Origin of the sequence: Candidatus Arcticimaribacter forsetii (assembly GCF_910589745.1) — a bacterium.
GTDB classification, from domain to species: domain Bacteria; phylum Bacteroidota; class Bacteroidia; order Flavobacteriales; family Flavobacteriaceae; genus Arcticimaribacter; species Arcticimaribacter forsetii.
On record NZ_OU342399.1, the window covers coordinates 1,827,122 to 1,848,037 of the forward strand.

Consider the following 20,916-nt stretch of genomic DNA (forward strand, 5'->3'; position numbering starts at 1 on the left):
ATGTTAGATAAAACAAGTATTGCAAAGCGTATTGCCCAGGAAATAAAAAACGGGTTTTATGTAAATTTAGGCATAGGGATTCCGACTTTAGTTGCTAATTATATCAGGGAAGATATCGAAGTAGAATTCCAGAGCGAAAATGGAGTTTTAGGCATGGGTCCTTTTCCCTTTGAAGGAGAAGAAGATGCAGATATTATAAATGCAGGAAAACAGACTATTACTGCATTGCCTGGAGCCAGTTTTTTTGATTCAGCATTAAGCTTTTCAATGATTCGAGGTAAACATGTAGACTTAACCATTCTTGGGGCGATGGAAGTTGCTGAAAATGGAGATATCGCCAATTGGAAAATACCCGGTAAAATGGTAAAAGGTATGGGTGGTGCAATGGATTTAGTTGCGAGTGCTGAAAATATTATTGTAGCAATGATGCACACCAATAAAGCGGGGGAATCAAAGCTTTTGAAAAAATGTTCATTACCCCTTACGGGTGTTGGTTGTGTAAAAAAAATTGTTACAAACCTCGCCTTTTTAGAAATTGTAGAGGGAGGGTTTAAGCTGGTTGAAAGAGCACCAGGCGTGAGCGTTGAAACTATCAGAAAAGCTACAGAAGGGAATCTCATTATTACGGGGGAGGTTCCAGAAATGAAAATTTAAGAATAACTTTGTTTAAAACACAACACATATGCGAGTAATCGATTTATCAGTAAACATCTCCGAAAAAATTAAAGAACCTTTACCAACAAAAATTCTTTATGAAAATCATGAAGAATGTGTCGAAAACATGGGGAAGATTTTATTTAAAGATTTAAAAGGTGATGTTTTTGTGAATGGAAAAGGATTAGCTGGAGAAACAATAAATCTAACTACTCATTCAGGCACTCATGTAGATGCGCCTTATCACTACTCACCAACTTGCGCTGGAGAACCCTCAAGAACTATTGATGAATTACCTTTAGAATGGTTTTTTAATGACGGTGTTGTTTTGGATTTTACCGATAAACCAGAGGGTTATTTGATAGAACCTGAAGATTTAATTGAAAAACTATCTGCAATTAATTATACTCTAAAACCTTTGGACATTGTGCTCATTAGATGTGACGCAGACAAGCGTATACATGATGATGAATATGTTAAAATTCATGTAGGAGCCTCAGCAAAAGCAACACATTGGTTGATTGATCAAGGAATTAAGGTTATGGGTACAGATGGTTGGGGATGGGATATTCCTCTGCATCTCCAAATTCAAAGATTTAAACAAACACCCCAAGAAGGAATCATTTGGGAAGCCCATTATGTTGGCATTGAAAAAGAATATTGTCAAATCGAAAAATTGGCTAATTTAGATAAATTACCTCCTTTTGGCTTCAAAGTTGCTTGCTTTCCTACAAAGATAGAAAAGGCAAGTGCCGGATGGACAAGGGCGGTTGCTATTTTAGATAAATAAAATATTATCATGAATATAAATGATGAAAAAAAAATACCAACTTTAGATTATTATGAGATATCAAATTTTCATTTGCATCAGGTTGAGTGGTTGCCAATAATTACTAATGCAAAACATCCTGATTTTCACATTAATAAAATTGATGACATTGCAGACAAGAAAAACTTCAATGTACTTCCACATCGCAAAATATTCCATGATTTTTTCTTTCTTAAAAAAGGCTCTTCCATAAGAACAAAAGGTCTGAACAGCTTCACTATAAATGCTCCTGCTATTTTTTTCTTACCGGCCTACCAAATCACCGAACACAAAATGATGAGCGAAGATGCAGAAGGATACTACTGTCACTTTGGAGAAAATATTTTTGATTTTTTTTCGAAATTAATATTGAGCGAGCGCTACGTTTTCTTTCAATATCAATCTAACCCAATTATTAAATTACAACCAAATAATATTGAAATTATTGAAAAAATTCTAGAACGCTTGTTGTATTTGCATACAAGTAAAGAATACAATAAAACTCTTTTATCCTTTCATTTAATGACTTTATTTGAAGAAATAAATGCCGTCTGCACTGTAAACAAAACTTTTGAAAAAAGAAAAGCAAACTTTGAAATCACAAAACGCTATAAGCATGCTCTTGGAAAACATATTTATGAATTTCAAAACATATCAGATTATGCTAATTTACTAAATGTTACACCCAATTATCTTAATAAGTGTGTAAAAACAGCAATCGATAAAACAGCGCAAGATCTTTTAAAGGATATGCTTGTTTTGGAAGCGAAAACACTAATAAAATATTCACAACTAAACGTTTCAGAAATAGCCATAAAATTGTGTAACCAGACCCCAAGTAATTTTGCTCGTTTTTTTAAAAAACAGACAGGACTTTCCCCAAAAGAATACGCCGAAGAATGCTAAATTACACTTGATTTAAGCTTCGGTTTTTACTTATTTTTATCCTTCATATCTTTAACAAAGATAACTTCTACTTTTTTGATTTGAGTAAAGTTTATGCTGTTAAAGCACCAACGAATCGATTGCATAATTCATTATCAATCGCATTACTAGAATTACTAAATTTTGATATACTATTTAGCGTAAATCTTACGTCTTTATAATTGTCGTGCCTATAAGACTGTATTGATTTAAATTATTACCTCAACAAAATCTTACAGGATATTTTTGATTTGCGAAATAATTATTACTTTTAATATAAAATCAATAATAAAGCGTAACAAAATGAAAAAAATAGCACTACTATTAGTAATTCTTGTATCAGTATCTTCTTGTTCAAATCAAGTCGTAGAAAAAGAAGTTAACAAAAAAGGAGGGGAATGGGTTAGTTCTGGAACTAAATTCATAATAGGTTCTGATGAACAGGTAGAAATTGTAAGAAACCTTTTATCTAGCTATGCAGCAATGGATGCTGATGAAGTATTTAAGAATGTTAGAGATACGGTTCGGTTTTTTCCATACAACGCAGAGAAGCCCGTGATGATGACTATTGATGACCAAAGAGATATGTTTTCTTTATACGACTCTATTATTTCAAAACCAGTCTACTTTTTACCTTATGAACTAGAAGGCGTAAGAACACTTGTTGAAGTAACTTCAGTAGAAACAAAATACAAAAAAGACGGTTCAGTTGAGGAAGATCTTTTTTTAGAAAAATTCATTTTTGGAAAAGATGGAAAAATACACACGGTTAGACAATGGAGAGCAGCTTGGTAAAATTACCTAGAATAATATCGAAATCTTTGGAAACATAAGGTATAAATTAATAATTATTTACATTCAATGAGAAAGCTCTATTTAATAGTTACAACATTAATTTCGACTCTAAGTTTTTCCCAAGAATTAGATGTTGAAAATTACTTAGATGGGACCTGGTGCGACAAAGACAAGTTTTCTTGTTTTAATTTAATATCTGATAGTGGATTACTAATTTATGAAATCCCTGATGGAGGTTTTATCTCGGGTGTAGAGATTATTAAATACGATACTTCTTCAAAAAAAATATACTGGAGGCTGGTAGGGACTAATAAAGAAACTCAATATTTTGAGATCATAAATAAAGACAAAGTCAAATATTTTGACGGACAGAAAACAAAATCATTCAATCGATACCCTCGAAAGAATTAATAGATCTATTTTAAGCTTTGGTTAATAAAGGTATACAATGGGTGAATGTTAAAATGATTTCATGTCGCATTATTGTATCTCACTCTAAAATTTGATTTTGTCATTGAAAATGATTAGCTTAAGTGAAAAATATGAATTTTTTAGAAAAATATTACCCCGTTATTTTAGCCTTTTTGAGTTTTTTATACTCTGTGTTTTTATGGTTTACAGGAAATGAACTAGAAGGTATTTACGTTGGCTTGTGGCCCGTAACTATATTGGCTTTTGCCAGTGTAATAAGACAAAGAAGGAATGATGATAAAAACAAGAAAACATGAGCAAGAATTTAATAATGTTTATCGTTGGTTCTATCATATTCATAGTATACGTATACTTTTATTTTAGAATTGTAATCAGACAGCATAAAGTTGAACGAACAGACATAAGTGGTTATGATACAAATGATTTTGATGGAATTGGAAACCAGGGTAGAATCCCAGACAAAAAACCAAAAAATAGAGCAAGTTGAAATTTGATATGCACGAATTAAAAGTGAATAATTTGAACTAACTAGAACAACTAATTTAAAATTTCGTTCTCCTTAAATTAACTAAGAATCTCATCTAAATAAAATAATGTATTTTTGAGTTACCAAATTGGTTAACCAATAATTATATTATAAAATTTAGAAAATGAATTCCCTTTTTAGAAAAGTCTCACTATTTATAATTACAATACCAATCCTTACGTTTAGCTGTTCGGATATCTCAAAAAAAACAACTAAAACTACCAAGGCCAATGCCTCTTTAGCAAGTGATATAATTCCTTTTTTCGATCATTGGAATTTAATTCTTGGTGACGGATCCAATGTGGGGATAGCCAATAACTTTGAAAATAAAGATTTCCTTTACACAGCTAATGATGGAAAAACAGACTGGGTGGTTTTTAAGGCACCAAATGGCGGAGACACCCATGGAACTTCTAATAATACAAGGACCGAACTAGCACAATTAAAAAAATGGTCTGCCCTAACAGATGCTAAGTTAACAGCCACACTTAAAGTTATGAATGTTTCAGCAACTGGAGATGCACGCGTTGCTGCTTCACATTCTGTTGTTGTAGGACAAATTCATAGTGCAGATGGACACGAAAATGAACCCCTAAAAATATTCTACAAAAAATTCCCGGGTCATGAAAAAGGATCTGTGTTTTGGCATTACGAAATTAATACCGCTGGAGAAGATAACGCCGGAAGATGGGATTATTCTACATCGGTCTGGGGACATGATTTCTCTGTGGTAGGTTCTCAAGAAGACACCTTTCCTGACGAACCAGTTGATGGGATTGAATTAGGAGAAGAATTTAGTTATGACATTGAAGTCAAAGAAGGTGTAATGACCTTAAAATTCTCCAGTCCAAACCATAAGACCAAATCGTTCTCCAAAAACTTAATTCAATCAGAATATGCGACTAAAAATGATATTCCTCTTCAAACTCAAAAATTATTTGTCCCGATAGGTCAAGATGGAGTAGAACGCGAAAATGCTTACGCAGATGAAGGACTTTTCTTTAAACTGGGTTCTTATAACCAAACGAATGGTAAGTCTCCAGAAATTAACAAAAATTGGTGTTCAGGAGCAGAAACTCATGGCGGTAACATCAAAAAACAATACGAAGACGGTAATTATGCAGAAGTTTGGTTTAAAACGGCCAATATATATGTAAGCGATGCTGCATATTCGAACAAAGGGTATTTTACAAAAAATGATTAACCAAATAATAAAATGAAAACTGAGGAAAAAATAGCAGGTAAAAATGTTTTAATAACAGCTGGAGCACAAGGAATTGGAGCATCCATCACGAAACACTTCATCGATAGCGGTGCGCATGTTGCAATTCACTATTTTTCTAGTTCAGATACGGCTAAAGAATTGAAAGAATATGCACTTAGTAAAGGTCAAAAAGCTGAAATTATTAGTGGAGACTTAACCAAAGAAGCAGATGCTAATCTTTTAATTAAAAAAACAGTTAAAGCATTAGGAGGAATTGACATTTTAATAAACAACACAGGATCTCTAGTCGGTAGAAGGATGTTGAATGAAATAGAAACTGATTTTTGGAATCATGTCATGGACATCAACCTTACCTCGATGATGTTTGTTTCTAGAGCAGCTGCTCCAATTTTAGCGAAAAACGAAAATAGCAGTATTGTTAACTTATCATCCCTTGCCGGAAGAAAAGGAGGTCATCCTGGTTCTCTTGCTTACTCTACGAGTAAAGGAGCTGTACTTACGTTTACAAGAGCTTTGTCTACAGAGTTAGGCCCAGAAGGTGTTCGTGTAAATGCCGTTGCTCCTGGTTTAATTCTTGGAACTTCTTTTCACAATACACACACAACAAAAGAATCTGCGGCTGCTACCACAGCTAGCATTCCAATTAAAAGAGCGGGGAACGCTGCTGACGTTGCTCGAGCAGTTTTATACCTTGCGTCTGAATACGATGGTTTTATTACTGGTGCAACTCTTGATATTAATGGAGGAGTTTACAATATGTAAAATATTTCTTCTCTTTAAAACTAAAATATAAGTTTCAAAAAGCACTCTGAACTATTAGGGTGCTTTTTTATTCATTACTAGCACAGAACTTTAGATAGATCTACAAACTCTTTGATTAGAGTTTTATTACTTCAAAATCTGTTCTTCTTTTTTTCTGATGCTCTTCTTCAGAGACCTTTAAGCATGGATTGGTTAATACCCATGTTTTATAACCCAAAGAATTTAGTTTTTGTTGACTTTGGTAAAGTGCCTTACGAGAATCCTTTTGGATGGCAATAACACGATAATACAACCCATAAGATTCAATAATAGGCGCATACCCTTTTGCTTCTAGAGAAACTACTAACGATTGGACTTTAGTAACCTCTTTAAAGCTACCCACAACCAAACCGAATTCCATATTAAATTCTGAATTGCCTATATCTTCACCATAGCCTTTACCATAGATTCGCTCTGGCTTATCTATGCGCTTTTGAACGTATTTGATTATCTCTTGATTTCTTCGCTCAGAAAGCTTTAAATTATATTCTAAAGAGCCTCTACAATCAGTATATGAGCGTAATTCTATTTCTAAATTAGGATTTGCTTGCATTACAGAAACTACTTTATCTACTCGCACTTTATAAGAATCTAAAAGACTACTACCGTCTAAATCATAATAAATAGGTAAGAACGCATCTAAAATAGCTGGTGGCAAATCTTTTTGTTCAACTTTTGAACGGTTTAAAAAGACCCATACGTCTTCTGAAGTACCTTTAACTGTTTTCAATTTGTAGGCAAACGAATCTTTTTTACTGCTTGGCACAGTGTTTTTATATAGGAAAGAACCGTTTTTATTCAATTTTAAATTCCCAAAAGAGGTCGGTCTAGATAATATTACTTCTTTTTTAATTAAACGTTGTAAGGGATCTTCTCGAACTAACTTTTTCTCATCATTAACTAAAACATTATTATGAGCTACGATTAGCGTGTCTGAGGGAATGAATTCATAATGATCCGAAATTCCTTCAATCTTAGGATTGAAATTAAAGGCGTATAAATCATCTTTCCCCTTCCCTCCTTCTTTGTCAGATGAAAAAACTCCCAGACTTAATTTTTCATTTAAACTAAAAGAAAAATCATCTGATTTTGAATTAATTCCCTTGCCTAGAAGATGGGTTTGCCATCTAGTTTCAAATTTGTTTTCAGCAAGAAAAATATCCATTGCGCCTTGAGAACCTTTCCCATTTGAAGAGTAAAACAAAAATTGATCGTTATAAGAATAAGGGAAAACTTCATCTCCTTCGGTATTAATATCAGAACCCAAATTTATTGGTTCAGAAAAAACTCCATTAGAAATAAAAACTCGATATAAGTCCATTCCTCCATATCCTCCTGGACGATTACTCGAAAAATACATAACCGTTCCTGACTTATTTATACTAGGGTGCAAACTAGAAAAATCAATACCATTTACAGATAATGGTATCGGAACTTTGTTTTTTGTAATTTCAGATAATTTCATCTGATACAGATTCAAATGAACTCTTCTATTTTTGTCCCACTTATTTGAACTCCGAGTAAAATAGAACAAATCTGTTTTATCATTATAAAAACCTGGGCCTTCTTGAAAAAGTGAATTAATCACAGAATTGCTGTCATCGGATTTAGTTAAAGAGAATTTTGTTTTATCGAAAGTCCCTCTATAAAAATTATAAACCGGATATTCTGTTTTAATTCTCTTCAAAACTTTTCTAGTTGCTTTAGTTTTTGCTTGTTCGGATAAAAACAATACTTGAAGTGGTTCTTTTATATTTAAGAATACCATTCCAAATTCTGATCCATCGGTATTACCCAAAACGGATTTTATTGAATAGTATTCAGATTCAAACCTTTCTTTAAATAACAAGCTGTCATTTTCATATAAACCTGGGGATGGTAGTGGAAGTTTAAGGGATTTATCTCGATATTCTTTAGCTAATCTGGGTTGATTCATCAATAAATTCGAAAAGTAGTAATAATCTTCTATAAGTGCTTCTGGAGCGTTAACGACATATTCGTATTTATCAGCTGCTTGGGTTACAAGATCCAGTTCATATAAAGCAATTCCCCAGTTTTTATAATCTCTTAAAGATTTAGATTCTTTAGAATTGCTGTAATACGAATTTACCTTTTCAAATTCTTCATTTACAAAATAATAATCGGCCCAATTTTCTGTATTAACATTGGGTATTGACTCTTGCGACCAGGCAGGAAATCTACTTAAGATAATAATGATTAAAATGAAATTTACTTTTTTCATAATTAAAAGAATCTTGGTGAAAGTAAATAGCCTTCTGACTTAGTGCTCAAATCAAATCGAAGCATAACTTCGTGAGTAGACATATTAATACTATTATTGAATATAGAAGAAGGAAATCCATAAGAATAACCTAATGAAAATTTTTGCCCGAGATGAATTCCAAACAGGGCACTTGTTCCAACATTGTCTATCGTTTGCAATTGTTCATTTGTTACACCGTTTCTAGCCTGAATACCTATCCAAAATCGTTCATTAAAAATTCCCATTAATGAAACATCCAAAGAAGCAATAGATTGAGTAGACTTAATCATTAAACTTGGTTTAATCATAAAGCTGTTACTAAGAGGAAAAATCCCTCCAGCAAAAGCGTAAAAATGTTTTTTCAAACCAAAATCTTCATTATCAATTAGACGAGGTATTGACAATCCAAAATAGTATTTTGGAGTATAGTAATACGCTCCAAACCCAATAGTTGGAATTATTTTTTTATCAAGTGCCAAAACAAAAGTCGGATCGTTTGGTAGGTTAGGATTTAGCAGGTCGTTATTTAAATAATAACTAATTATTCCTGATTTAATTCCAATTGAAAGTCGATGTTCTTTTCTATTTAATTTTAGATGATAAGCAAAATCAATATCAAATGAGGTATTGCTTGTCGGTCCTATCTTATCGTTTAAAACACTCAAACCAAAGCCTAAGTTTTTTGAAGAAAGCGGGCTATTAAATGAAAGAGTTTGCGTTAAGGGTGCGCCCTCTATTCCTGACCATTGAGAGCGGATTACTGAAGTGAAACTAGGCAATTCTCTAGCTCCAGCATAACCTGGATTTATTGCTTGGTGATTGAACATATAATGACTGAAGCCAGATTCTTGCTGAGCAAAAATGATGCCTGTACAGAAATACATAATAAATAAGAGATTTCTTGACTTCATCTAATTATCCTTTCTTTTTATATAAACATAACCCCTAGTTGGAGGTTTTGAATCTCCCCATTCAATCAAGTAAAAGTAAGTTCCGTCAGGTAATTTTGAATTTGAAGAGATTAAACCATTACCCTCTGAAGTTCCAGACCAATCGTTCTGGTATTGCGAAGTTTTGAATACAACGTTCTGCCAACGATTAAATACAGTTAACACATAGTTGTCATTTGGATCTAAACCTCGAATTTCCCAGGTGTCATTTATTCCATCACCATCAGGGGAAAAAGCATTTGGAATATTCAACTCTGTTAGTTCAATTCGAGTAGAAGAAACTAACACCTCTTGACAGAAATACACAAGATTGTATACCTGAGCTCGATAACTAGAATTAATTATAGATTCTTGAGGCCTATTGATTGTCAGTTGGTTGGTTTGGGTTCCAAAATAGGTAGAGTCATCAATAATATTTGTCCAATCTGGGAAGGTTTCTGTTCCATTGTTTATTTGCCATTGAAAGGAAGCAAGTCCACCTTCGGTAACTCCCACAGAAAGAACAATTACCTCTGAAGAATACGAAGTAACAGGATCCAATTCTAATTCAAATTCAAATGTGCCGCTTACTTCTTTATAATCTGGGATTGAATTATTATCAGCATCTAAAGGGGTTTCATATCCTCCTGAATTTAGAATCCTTCCTGTAGAATCTACTATAAAAATTCCTGTTCCTAGTATACCATCCTGATCTTCATCTTGATAGGAGGCTTCTAAAACATCAAAACATCCATCTGCATCACTATCCAAATCTAATGTATTCGGAATTCCGTCTAAATCTGTGTCTTCGAATAATTCATCCGAGTCAAGAATCCCATCATTATCATCATCTAAATCTTCTGAATTTGGAATACCATCTTGATCACAATCTCCAACCCCAGTAACAGAAAGCGTTATACTTTGGAAAATAAATTCACAAGGCAGGTACGGATCTGTATTATCTATAATTTCAGTAGTATTTAAAACACCATCGCCATCAATATCTAAATCACAAATATCCCCTATTCCATCTAAATCGAAATCTTCTTGATTTGAATTTACAGTTTGAATACAATTATCTACTGCATCAAAGACTCCATCACCATCAAGATCCGAATCGTTATCTTCGTTTATTATTGAAACAATACGGTCCTGTAGACCTAAATACATTGGATCTATATTTGTATTATCAATACTTAGCGTAATTACAGAAACAATATCTCCATCTAGATTATTATCATCAACTCCAATTACAGTAACTAACTGGGGTATATTCCAGTTTAAAGGGGTAAAAATCAAACTTGAAACTGTTGTAAATAATTCTGATGAATCTCTAATTTGAACTAGCACAGTCATTGAAGTTGAAATAGAAGTTGCCAATGCAACAGTAAAAGATGTTGTTTCAGAATCTTCAGAAACAGATCCAGGTTGAGAAATAATTAATCCTGCAGAATCGTTGTCTAAATTATATACAGTTATGTTTGCTACATCAGAAGCCGTTAAGTTATCATGAATTGGATCAGCACTTGTAGGATCGCCTGTTACTAAAATTACGGATTGTGTTCCGTCGACTATAAAATCATCGACTCCAGTCAGAGTTATTTGATTGGAAGAAGGATTATTCCAATCTGCCCCCGAAATAGTGATACTGGAGTCACTTAATAATATCTCATCCGCATTTACTCCTAATGACAAAGGAATTATCACATCAGCTCCTCCGGAAGGAAATGCCAATAATTCAAAAAATACGGAAACCGTATCACCGTTTTCACTTGTATTAAAATCATTATTTAACAAACTCAAAACAACACCAGGAGCATCATCATCTTGATTTGTTATGGATATATCTAATACATCACTATCTAACAATGCATTAAAATTAGTATCAACAGAACTGACATTGTAGGTTGTTATGGTAACCGTTTGACTGCCATCAGAAGTAGGTGGTCGATCATTAACCCCATTTATCATTACTATTTGGGGTATGTTCCAATTTACAGCTGTAAATACAATTTGACTTACAGCCGGTACTGCTTCATCTGCATTTGAAGTTCCTAGGTCAATAGTAACATTAGAACTTGGTATGGCGTTTAACACAATACTAAATGAAGCTTGATCTCCATTCTCTGAAGTCAAATTATCGATTACATTAACGGTAATTCCCGCTACTTCATCATCTAAAGTTGTAACCGTAACACTTTGTGAGGCTAAACTAATAAAACTAGAATTTGAGGTTGAATCAATCGAAGCGGTAACCAATGTGTTTTGGGTTCCATCTATAAAAAACTCATCTACTTGACTTAAGGTGATCGTCTGAGAAACATTCCATGTGCCGGGGGTAAATGTAATAAAGCTTGGAGCCACAACACTAACCTCTGTTGTATCTCCTGAAACAATATTTACTCGAACATCTGAAAGAGGCTGAACCGTTAAGGCAACCTCAAAACTTACCGTTGTGGTTGATGCTTCTGTAAGTACCCCTGAAACTGAAGATAACCTAAAACCTGCAACATCATCATCTAAAGTTGTTACCCTTATTGTCTGTGAAGCTAATGAAGAAAAAACAGCTGGTGATAAAGAATTAACCGAAACCTCCAAGGTACTTGTAACTGTTCCGTCAAGGGTAACATCGTCTACAGAATTAACCACTACCGTTTGAGGTACATTCCAATTTGAATTTGTAAAAACCAAGGATTCTGTTGAAGAACTTACAGAAGATTCTGTTGTATCTAAACTAACGATGTCAAGAATTATATTATCAAAAGGATCTGGCTCCGCATCTAAAACAACTGTAAAACTTACTGTGTCTGTAGATCCTTCTAATAAAGAACCTCCATAAAGTGGACTTAATGTAAAACCTGCAACTTCATCATCTAAATTTGGAACCCCTAGAACTTGTGACGACAATCCAGTAAATGCAGAATCGGAAGAAGAATCAATGGAAAAAGTTATTGAAGTAATCACAGTCCCATCAATCAAGAAATCATCTAAACTTGAAAGCGTAATGGTTTGATCTGTATTCCAATTCAACGAAGTAAAAGTAAGACTTGAAACAGAAGTAGTTATTTCGTCAGTTGGATTTATAACTACATCTATTATTACATCGCTTATTGGAGCACCTTGCAGAACAACAGAAACTGTTGCGGTCTGTGGACTACCTTCAGAAAGTGTTCCCGAAACAGTACCCATGACAAAGCCTGCAACATCATCATCTGCATGGTCAACGGTTACAGTTTGAGACGATAATCCAGTAAATTCAGAATTGGATAGCGAACTTACACTGGTAGTAATTGAAACCGTTTGTAAACCATCAACCAAAAACTCATCCACTGAAGATAATGAAACTACTTGAGGTGTATTCCAGTTCGAAGACGTAAAGGTTAAACTAGAAACCCCAAGGGTTACCTCTGTTAAATCTTGACTTTGGATCTCAATAATTACATCTGACAATGGAGCGGCTTGTAAAACAACAGAAACGGAAGCTGTCTGAGAACTCCCTTCTTGTAAACTACCCGAAACCGAACTCAAAGTATATCCCGCTACTTCATCATCTGCAATTTGAATTGCATAGGTTGGAAGTGGTGAGGGATTATAATAACAATCATCTGAAAGGGGATCATTAATTCGAATTGTAAAGTTAGATATTTGGGAACCATCAACAATAAAATTATCTACCGTAGTAATAGTACCTGTCTGAGAAACATTCCAATTTGAAGAAGTAAAGGTCATTGACGAAGTAGAAACAATCATTTGACTGGTATCGGATGAAGCAATGTCGTAGGTAACCGAGCTGATCGGTTCATCATTTAAAACTAAAGAAAAGGTAGCTACTGTAGAACCTTCAACTAAATTTAAAATTGGAGGGATGAGTGTATAATCTCCATATACTAGATCTACAACTACTTTAAGTCTATTTTCACTTTCTCTATAAAAAGAAGAAGTCGGATCAGATAAATTGGCTGCCTCTACGTAGTAGGTTGCTCCATCGACCAAAGAGGTAGTTCTATCTAGATGAGTTGTTGTCCCTGTAGCACTTGAGAACCATACCAAATTATACGAATTACTTGCTATATCAGTTCCAGCATTAATTCCTTCAGGGCGACTTACAGATAGAACTAAATCATTTAATGTAGGAGAGCCTGAAGCACAAATTACTTGTGTTGATGTACCAGAGATACTATTGATAGCGGATGGAGTCAAGATTTCATCTGCAATACAAAACGAATCATCATCAAATCGAACGATGTGTTCATTAGAACTCCCTCCAGTTGCAGCAGTAAAACCTATATAAGCAATGTTCGAATTTAAAACAGAACCTGTAAGATCGATCATTTTTGTATCTGTATAAACAGTACCGTCATTATGGGTGAAAATATAACTTAAAATTTGAGTAATAGGATTCCATGAAACAACCATATTGTGCCAGTTACCATCTTCAAGGTTTATTGTGTTTACTATATCACCGGAGTCAGGTGCAACACCCGTGGCTCCATCTTCTACAAATGCAATGTGATCACTATTAGGATCTGGGGTTGAATTATAATAAGTATCCATCTCAATGGCATAAGACGGATTTATTCCTTGGTAACCTATTCCCCCACCACTAGATCCTTGAGAAGTATTAATGTTTTGAATGACAAAGGCAATTCCGTCAGCTCCACTTCCATCTTTATCACCGAAATTTAAGTCAACATCAATTATAAATTCTACACGTAAATCTATCCTATTTTGATACCAAACCATTCCCCTTTTATCGTTTTCCTCTGATGTAAGCGTATAAATAGAGGTTCCTAAAGTATGACTGGCGTCTCTAATGAAAATTAAGCTAGACTCATCAAAATCTCTACTAAAACAACTCTCAGGATCATCATCTTGGTTTGATGTTTCTACAATAAAATTAGATAAACTGTCAAAATTATCATCTGATAATAAATCATTTACAGAGATTACTACGTCGCTGATTATATCTCCATCACGAATTACATCGTCTACTCCACTAACAACAATAATTTGAGGTGTGCTCCAATTGGATGAAGTAAATGTTAGACTTGTTTGAGAAAGACTAATTTCAGAAGTATCATTAGCCGTAATAGAAAAAACAACATCATAGGAAGGTTTTCGATCCAATACAACAGATATGCTAGTTGTTGTTGTACCGGATTCATTAACAAAAATTGAATTTGGACTGACGGAAAAACCAGGGTCTAAAGGGTCAATATAATCAACAGTACCATCTGAATCAATATCATTAATATTCAGCTCTACACTATCCAAAAGACCATCATCATCAGAATCTAAATCCAAATAATTTGGAGTACCATCTGAATCAGTATCTGTTTCTCCTTCTATGGTATCTGAAATTGTATCGCTATCGGAATCTAAATCTAAATAATTTGGTATCGTATCACTATCTTCATCAAATGCTGTTTCTGTGATCGTCAAAATACCATCACCATCATCGTCAGAATCGAAAACATTATATACACCGTCGCCATCTGTGTCTTCTGATAATTCATTTGCATTAATTATATTATCTCGATCACAATCGGCTGCATCCCATGCTGCATTGGGCGTTAGTGTTTGCGAAGAGATTACTAAAGAGCAGGAGTCTTGGTAATCTGTACCATCTAAATTCTCTTGGCCATTCGTAACACCGTCTCCATCACAATCCGAACTAATCCAGAGTGAATAAAGTGAGGGGTCGGTAGGTTCAGATGAGCAAGGTTCAATTACAGTCAATGTAGCATCATACTCTCCTAAATAACAAACATTATCAAGGTGCGAAATTCTTAAATTATAGACTTTTCCGTCCAATCCTGTTACATCCGACAAGCTTAACTCTACTGAATTAACACCACTATAAACCCCTCCATCCACAAGATCAACTCCATCTTCTTCCCATTGATATTGAATACCCGCGAGTGAATCTATAAAATCATCAAAATCAGGAGTACCATCGGAATTAAATATAGTTGTAGTTGATGCATTAACAGAAGCAACTGTAAAACTAGTTCCTGTTCCTTCAAAAACATCCTTACTCAATAACTTAGAATCATCAACAGTAATTCGAGTAACCGACAAATGATTCTTTATGCTTGAGCTTACAGTTAAAGTAGAAGGTAGGGTTGTGTATTCAGTTCCTGATATCCCTGCTGAAATAACTAATCCGTTAGAGTCTACCCCTCCATTACTCAGGGTAGGGGTTCCCGTTCCAAACATTTCACCATCAGAACCATCTGCTGATGTTAACGAATAAGCTTCATTAGTGTCAGAACAACCATCGTTATCAGAATCAAAATCTTCTCCGTCAAAATAGCCATCGTTATCAGTATCTTTACACATCGAAAATACAAATTGACCCGAGTTTAGACTTTCATTAGTTAGATTTAAATAAAGAACATCAATTTCTGTAATCGGCATATTAGCATAAACATCAAACTCAGCAAAATTAGGGCCACCGCTTGAGGTGCCCGATACAGTAAATGAATTTCCATTTACTTGAATATTCGCATATGAAGATGACAAAACAATCCATTCAAAATCTGAAGACCCCGATCTTGCTACAAATTGAAATTGATCTGCATTAGTAATATTTGATACCCCTATAGCGCTATTTGCCCCAAAACGAACTTTCACAGGGGATCCAAACGTAAAAGAATTTTCAAAGGAATGATTGATTTCTGCTGGAGCAGAATCTTCGAATCGGATTAAACTTCCACCATTTACTGAGGACACAAAAACATTTCCATCAGTACCCACTAATTGGTTTGGAGCTTCAATTGTAATGGAGGTAGGCAAATCGCTCCCATCTAAAAATTTTGTGATAACTTGAGAGGAATCACCAGGTCTCAGTTCATTTGGTGATGTTATAGATGAAAAATTTATGTAATTAATTGGACATTCAGTAGAGTCTAAAATTCCATTATTATTATCATCAAGATCAATATAATCTAAAACCTCATCACCATCACAATCTCCTACTGGACCCGGACACTGGGCTTTTAATTCATTTACTAATGAAGAAATAATAATTAAATAAAATAAAAAAAGCTTGGAAAAAGGATTTGATATGTTTGATTTAAAAATCATAAAATTTTAAACACAAGGGTGGAGTTCTGCTTCACAAGCTCTGAACATAAATTAGTATTATAGTAAATTTAATTTTTATTATTAATATAGTAAATAAATAAATAAATATTTTAAACCTTTCTTGAAAATAAATTTTCATTTTAGAAATACATACGTTTGTAATTTATCTATTTAATCCAACTTAAAAATTAAAAACTCTTATTTTGAAAACGTTTTAGATAATATAACCTCAACATAAACTCAATTCGAATAAAATTAAAAACTCTTTAGACTAATTTGCTTATTAATAAATCAATTATTATGAAATTTAAAAAACATGTTTTTTCATTAAAGTCATTACTTATGACGATTTTAATGATTGGTTGTTCAAGTAATAATTCTAAAAAACCAGAAGTAATGAGTACCGAAAAATATAGACCTGCATACCACTTTACACCAGATGAAAATTGGATGAATGATCCAAATGGAATGGTTTTTTATGAAGGCGAATATCATTTATTTTATCAATTCAACCCGTTTGGAAACACCTGGGGACATATGAGTTGGGGACATGCAGTAAGTAAAGATCTAGTGAAATGGGAACACTTACCACTTGCATTAGCTGAAGAAAATGATATCATGATTTTTTCTGGTTCAGCTGTTGTGGACTGGAATAATAGTTCTGGCTTTGGAATTGATAACAAACCTCCTCTTGTGGCAATTTATACAGGGCATGAAGAAAAAAACAGAAAACAATACCAAAGCATTGCTTACAGTAATGATAAAGGGAGAACTTGGACTAAATATGAACAAAATCCAGTATTAGATATTGGAATGAAGGACTTTAGAGACCCTAAAGTTTTTTGGTATGAGCCAGAAAACAAATGGGTAATGGTAGTCGCTTTGTCTCTAGAACGTAAACTCCACCTATATTCATCTACCAATTTAAAAGACTGGGATTTTTTAAGTGAATTTGGTCCTCAAAATGCCGTGGATGGTATTTGGGAATGTCCGGACCTCTTTGAAATGAAAGCGAATGATGGCAAAAATAAATGGGTATTAGGAATTAACCTAGGTCGTCACAGTGTTGCTGGTGGATCTGGAGGACAATATCTCGTTGGAACTTTCAATGGAAAAGAATTTATAGCTGACGAGAGTTCTATTTCTGAAATTGAAAAATACACACCTCCGAGTACATTCATCGCTTCTACTAAAAATTCTAGCAATGAAAAACTTTCCCAAGAAACTGCAAGTTTATTAAATAGTGATTTTTTTATTTTAGATGATGATAAAAAAAGACACACCTCTAAACCTTTTGAAATCACTGCGGATTACCTCAACTTCTCATTAGCTACTCTTGCAAATTCAGAGGAACATATTCCTAATCTTGAACTCTGGATTGACAATGAACTTATCAGAAACAGTGCAAATAACGAACTTAATTTAATCGAATGGAAAGCATGGAATGTAGAGGATTATATTGGGAAAACTGCACAACTGAAAATTGATAAAACTAAAAATGAAGAAGATATTACAATGATCATTGATCAGTTGCACCTAAACAATAAAGCTGCATACTCTGAAACTGAAAAGACACAATGGATGGATTATGGAACCGATTTTTATGCAGCAGTAAGCTGGAGCGATATTCCTAAGGAAGACGGTCGTAGATTATGGATTGGGTGGATGAATAATTGGCATTATGCGAATGAAATTCCTTCTGGAAAATGGAGAAGTAGCATGTCGATCGCTCGAAGTCTTGAACTCGTTAAAAAAGAAACTGGATATCAATTAGTTCAACACCCTGTTGAAGAAATAAAAGAATACAGAACCGCTGTGTTTGAAACTGATAAAACAACAATAAACGATTTTAATAATAAACTAAATGATCTAAATTTATCAGATCAATTTGAAGCAGTTTTTGAAGTTGAACTCCAAGATCTAGAGCAGATTAAAATGCTTTTTGGAGATTCAAAAAAACCTGCAATCTTATGGGAATATGATTCCAAAACAGAATTAGTAAGCACGGAACGTTTTGCTAATGGAAATGAATATTTTCACCCTAAATTCAGCAATCACCAACAATTTAAGGTAGAACCAGAATCAGGGATCTTAACGGTTCGATTATTTGTTGATCGCAACTCCCTTGAAATATTTCATCAAAAAGGAAAAGTGGTTAGCACCCAATTAATGTATCCGATAAATGATGATTTTAAATGGGTACTAAAAGCAAATAATTTAGAGGCTGAACTTAAAAATGTTTCCCTATACAAACACCAATAAAAACTCATTATGAATAAAGTTTTTAAAATATCTTTAATTTCTGCTTTAGCTGGTTTTTTGTTCGGATTTGACACTGTCGTTATATCTGGAGCAGACCAGCAACTTCAAAGTTTATGGAATACCTCTGACCTTTTTCACGGTACATTTGTAATGTCAATGGCGCTATGGGGAACTGTCCTTGGAGCTATATTTGCAAGCTACCCTTGTAACTATTTCGGTAGAAAAAACACCTTAATAGGAATAGGAGTCTTATACTTCATTTCTGCATTAGGCTCTGGACTTGCTCTAGACCCTTACAGTTTTTCTTTTTTTAGATTCATTGGTGGAATTGGTGTAGGAGCTTCCACAATTGCTGCTCCTACCTATGTATCTGAAATAGCCCCGGCAGAAAAAAGAGGTCAACTCGTGGCACTCTATCAATTCAATATTGTGTTTGGAATATTAATCGCATTTGTTTCTAATTTCTTGTTTAAAGATTTTGGAGCACAGCCTTGGCGATGGATGGTTGGAATAGAAGCGCTACCAGCAGCACTATATCTTTTAGGTATTTTCTCTGTCCCTAAAAGTCCACGTTGGGTGCTGTTTAAGAAAAAAGATTTAGATCAGGCACAAGCCATATTTAAAGAAATTAATGGATCTGAATTAACCCGTACTGAAATCGAGGAAATTAAAGCGGAGCAAGAACCTACAAAACAAAAAGCGTTGTTTTCAAAAACATATCGTTTTCCAATACTTTTAGCTTTTTTGATTGCTTTTTTCAATCAACTTTCTGGTATAAATGCTTTTTTATATTACTCTCCAAGAATATTTGAAGCGGCTGGATTACAAGAAAGTGCAGCTTTGTTAAGTAGTATTGGAATTGGACTTACAAATTTAATTTTCACACTACTGGGATTATATTTAATAGATAAAATCGGAAGAAGGTTACTCATGATTATTGGATCTATTGGCTATATCGTTTCATTAACATTAGTTTCTGTTGCTTTTTTACAAGAATGGCAAGGTATGAGTATTCCTTTTTTCTTGTTCCTGTTTATAGCTTCACATGCTATAGGACAAGGAGCAGTGATTTGGGTCTTTATTTCTGAAATATTCCCAGATAATCTTAGAGCACAGGGACAATCCTTTGGGTCATCTGTTCATTGGGTTTTAGCTGCACTAATAACTCTATTTATGCCAGTTGCATTATCTGCATTTCCAAACCCTGGATATGTTTTCCTTCTATTTTCTGGAATGATGGTTTTCCAGTTGATCTTTGTACTCTATCTAATGCCGGAAACAAAAGGGGTTTCCTTAGAACGACTAAGTAAATCTTTAATTAAATAATGAAGAACGTTGTTTGTTTTGGTGAAGTACTTTGGGATTTATTCCCAGAAGGAAAAAAATTAGGTGGGGCTCCCTTAAACGTAGCTCTTAGAATGAAATCATGGGGACTTAACTCACAAATAATAAGTAGTGTTGGTAACGATGAATTAGGCGAAGAAATACTGATGCTAATTAAGCAAAAAGGAATTAGCACAAATTATATTCAAGTAAATGAAACTTTCAATACTGGGACAGTTTCTGTGACTTTAAACCAAAATGGTTCAGCTTCATACGAAATAAATCACCCCGTAAGCTGGGACAAAATTGAATTAAATGCCCAATATGAAGAACTTATCAATTCATCGGATGCATTTATTTTTGGCAGCTTGGTTGCTAGAGATCCTGTTTCAAAGAAAAGTTTAATAAAGTTATTGGAGTTTTCTAAGTACAATGTGTTTGACGTAAACTTAAGACCTCCCCACTACTCTATTTCAGATTTAGAGTTATTTATGAACCTTGCAGATTTCATTAAATTTAATGATGAGGAAATAGAAGAAATATGTTCTGCTCTTGGAAGTACTGAAGAATCTTTAGAAGGTCAAATTCATTTTATTTCTAATAAAACGAACACCCGATCAATATGTGTTACATTAGGTGAAGAAGGGGCCATTTTACTACATCAAGGGAATTTTTACAAACAAAAAGGGTACCCAGCAATCGTAAAGGATACTGTTGGAGCAGGAGATTCCTTTCTAGGGACTCTTTTAAGCCTTATTTTGGATGGAAAAGACGCTAACGAAGCTTTAGATAAAGCTTGTGGAATGGGCGCCCTTGTGGCTCAAAATAGCGGTGCAAACCCACATATATCGGAAGCAGATCTAGAAGATTTTATGAGACAATAGA

Annotated in this window: 15 protein-coding genes; 12 read left to right on the forward strand and 3 right to left on the reverse strand. The window is 34.0% G+C overall.

Translation table 11 applies throughout. The features are described from left to right. The 9 genes from NG655_RS08405 (at position 1) to NG655_RS08445 (ending at position 6,126) form a co-directional block, all read left to right on the forward strand. On the forward strand, positions 1-654 hold the full coding sequence (locus NG655_RS08405) for a CoA transferase subunit B (protein WP_252158869.1): 654 nt from the start codon (positions 1-3) through the stop codon (positions 652-654). Positions 655-682: 28 nt separating this feature from the next. Then, positions 683-1,444 carry a cyclase family protein gene (locus NG655_RS08410; RefSeq protein WP_252158870.1) on the forward strand — a complete coding sequence of 254 codons (762 nt, stop codon included), beginning with the start codon at positions 683-685 and terminating at the stop codon, positions 1,442-1,444. A gap of 9 nt (positions 1,445-1,453) precedes the next feature. Further along, the gene (locus NG655_RS08415; protein WP_252158871.1) at positions 1,454-2,368 is read left to right on the forward strand and encodes a helix-turn-helix domain-containing protein; all 915 of its coding nucleotides are present in this window, start codon (positions 1,454-1,456) and stop codon (positions 2,366-2,368) included. Positions 2,369-2,689: 321 nt separating this feature from the next. Continuing rightward, complete coding sequence (locus NG655_RS08420) at positions 2,690-3,181, forward strand: hypothetical protein (protein WP_252158872.1); 492 nt, start codon at positions 2,690-2,692, stop codon at positions 3,179-3,181. 66 nt (positions 3,182-3,247) lie between these two features. After that, positions 3,248-3,592, forward strand: coding sequence for a hypothetical protein (locus tag NG655_RS08425; protein WP_252158873.1), 345 nt, complete (start codon positions 3,248-3,250; stop codon positions 3,590-3,592). Between the two features lie 131 nt (positions 3,593-3,723). Then, positions 3,724-3,909 (forward strand): hypothetical protein, encoded by a 186-nt coding sequence (locus NG655_RS08430; protein ID WP_252158874.1) that lies wholly within the window; start codon positions 3,724-3,726, stop codon positions 3,907-3,909. Continuing rightward, on the forward strand, positions 3,906-4,100 hold the full coding sequence (locus NG655_RS08435) for a hypothetical protein (RefSeq protein ID WP_252158875.1): 195 nt from the start codon (positions 3,906-3,908) through the stop codon (positions 4,098-4,100). The genes NG655_RS08430 and NG655_RS08435 overlap by 4 nt, the downstream gene beginning before the upstream one ends. 163 nt (positions 4,101-4,263) lie before the next feature. Beyond that, positions 4,264-5,343: a polysaccharide lyase family 7 protein gene (locus NG655_RS08440; RefSeq protein WP_252158876.1), complete on the forward strand. Its 1,080-nt coding sequence runs from the start codon at positions 4,264-4,266 to the stop codon at positions 5,341-5,343. Between the two features lie 12 nt (positions 5,344-5,355). Continuing rightward, complete coding sequence (locus tag NG655_RS08445; protein ID WP_252158877.1) at positions 5,356-6,126, forward strand: SDR family NAD(P)-dependent oxidoreductase; 771 nt, start codon at positions 5,356-5,358, stop codon at positions 6,124-6,126. A 115-nt stretch (positions 6,127-6,241) separates the two neighbouring features. Here the strand turns inward: NG655_RS08445 and NG655_RS08450 are convergent, their stop codons facing one another. Genes NG655_RS08450 through NG655_RS08460 form a run of 3 tightly spaced genes read right to left on the reverse strand, consistent with a single transcriptional unit; the run spans position 6,242 to position 16,446 of the window. Next, on the reverse strand, positions 6,242-8,407 hold the full coding sequence (locus NG655_RS08450; RefSeq protein ID WP_252158878.1) for an OmpA family protein: 2,166 nt from the start codon (positions 8,405-8,407) through the stop codon (positions 6,242-6,244). Between the two features lie 2 nt (positions 8,408-8,409). Next, positions 8,410-9,339, reverse strand: a complete 930-nt coding sequence (locus NG655_RS08455) for a PorP/SprF family type IX secretion system membrane protein (RefSeq protein ID WP_252158879.1) — start codon at positions 9,337-9,339, stop codon at positions 8,410-8,412. Next, on the reverse strand, positions 9,340-16,446 hold the full coding sequence (locus NG655_RS08460; protein WP_252158880.1) for a lectin-like domain-containing protein: 7,107 nt from the start codon (positions 16,444-16,446) through the stop codon (positions 9,340-9,342). A gap of 300 nt (positions 16,447-16,746) precedes the next feature. Here NG655_RS08460 and NG655_RS09435 point away from each other — a divergent pair, with 300 nt between their 5' ends. The 3 genes from NG655_RS09435 to NG655_RS08480 are packed head-to-tail and all read left to right on the forward strand — an operon-like array spanning position 16,747 to position 20,915. Next, positions 16,747-18,708: a glycoside hydrolase family 32 protein gene (locus NG655_RS09435; RefSeq protein WP_272876371.1), complete on the forward strand. Its 1,962-nt coding sequence runs from the start codon at positions 16,747-16,749 to the stop codon at positions 18,706-18,708. A gap of 9 nt (positions 18,709-18,717) precedes the next feature. Then, positions 18,718-20,034: a sugar porter family MFS transporter gene (locus NG655_RS08475; RefSeq protein ID WP_252158881.1), complete on the forward strand. Its 1,317-nt coding sequence runs from the start codon at positions 18,718-18,720 to the stop codon at positions 20,032-20,034. After that, the gene (locus NG655_RS08480) at positions 20,034-20,915 is read left to right on the forward strand and encodes a carbohydrate kinase family protein (protein ID WP_252158882.1); all 882 of its coding nucleotides are present in this window, start codon (positions 20,034-20,036) and stop codon (positions 20,913-20,915) included. Before NG655_RS08475 ends, NG655_RS08480 begins: the two co-directional genes overlap by 1 nt. Position 20,916: the final 1 nt, after the last annotated feature.

Bases quoted from the DNA above. Each gene is read 5' to 3' on its own strand.
- NG655_RS08405 (WP_252158869.1), top strand. From the start codon at position 1: ATGTTAGATAAAACAAGTATTGCAAAGCGTATTGCCCAGGAAATAAAA.
- NG655_RS08410 (WP_252158870.1), top strand. From the start codon at position 683: ATGCGAGTAATCGATTTATCAGTAAACATCTCCGAAAAAATTAAAGAA.
- NG655_RS08415 (WP_252158871.1), top strand. From the start codon at position 1,454: ATGAATATAAATGATGAAAAAAAAATACCAACTTTAGATTATTATGAG.
- NG655_RS08420 (WP_252158872.1), top strand. From the start codon at position 2,690: ATGAAAAAAATAGCACTACTATTAGTAATTCTTGTATCAGTATCTTCT.
- NG655_RS08425 (WP_252158873.1), top strand. From the start codon at position 3,248: ATGAGAAAGCTCTATTTAATAGTTACAACATTAATTTCGACTCTAAGT.
- NG655_RS08430 (WP_252158874.1), top strand. From the start codon at position 3,724: ATGAATTTTTTAGAAAAATATTACCCCGTTATTTTAGCCTTTTTGAGT.
- NG655_RS08435 (WP_252158875.1), top strand. From the start codon at position 3,906: ATGAGCAAGAATTTAATAATGTTTATCGTTGGTTCTATCATATTCATA.
- NG655_RS08440 (WP_252158876.1), top strand. From the start codon at position 4,264: ATGAATTCCCTTTTTAGAAAAGTCTCACTATTTATAATTACAATACCA.
- NG655_RS08445 (WP_252158877.1), top strand. From the start codon at position 5,356: ATGAAAACTGAGGAAAAAATAGCAGGTAAAAATGTTTTAATAACAGCT.
- NG655_RS08450 (WP_252158878.1), bottom strand. From the start codon at position 8,407: ATGAAAAAAGTAAATTTCATTTTAATCATTATTATCTTAAGTAGATTT.
- NG655_RS08455 (WP_252158879.1), bottom strand. From the start codon at position 9,339: ATGAAGTCAAGAAATCTCTTATTTATTATGTATTTCTGTACAGGCATC.
- NG655_RS08460 (WP_252158880.1), bottom strand. From the start codon at position 16,446: ATGATTTTTAAATCAAACATATCAAATCCTTTTTCCAAGCTTTTTTTA.
- NG655_RS09435 (WP_272876371.1), top strand. From the start codon at position 16,747: ATGAAATTTAAAAAACATGTTTTTTCATTAAAGTCATTACTTATGACG.
- NG655_RS08475 (WP_252158881.1), top strand. From the start codon at position 18,718: ATGAATAAAGTTTTTAAAATATCTTTAATTTCTGCTTTAGCTGGTTTT.
- NG655_RS08480 (WP_252158882.1), top strand. From the start codon at position 20,034: ATGAAGAACGTTGTTTGTTTTGGTGAAGTACTTTGGGATTTATTCCCA.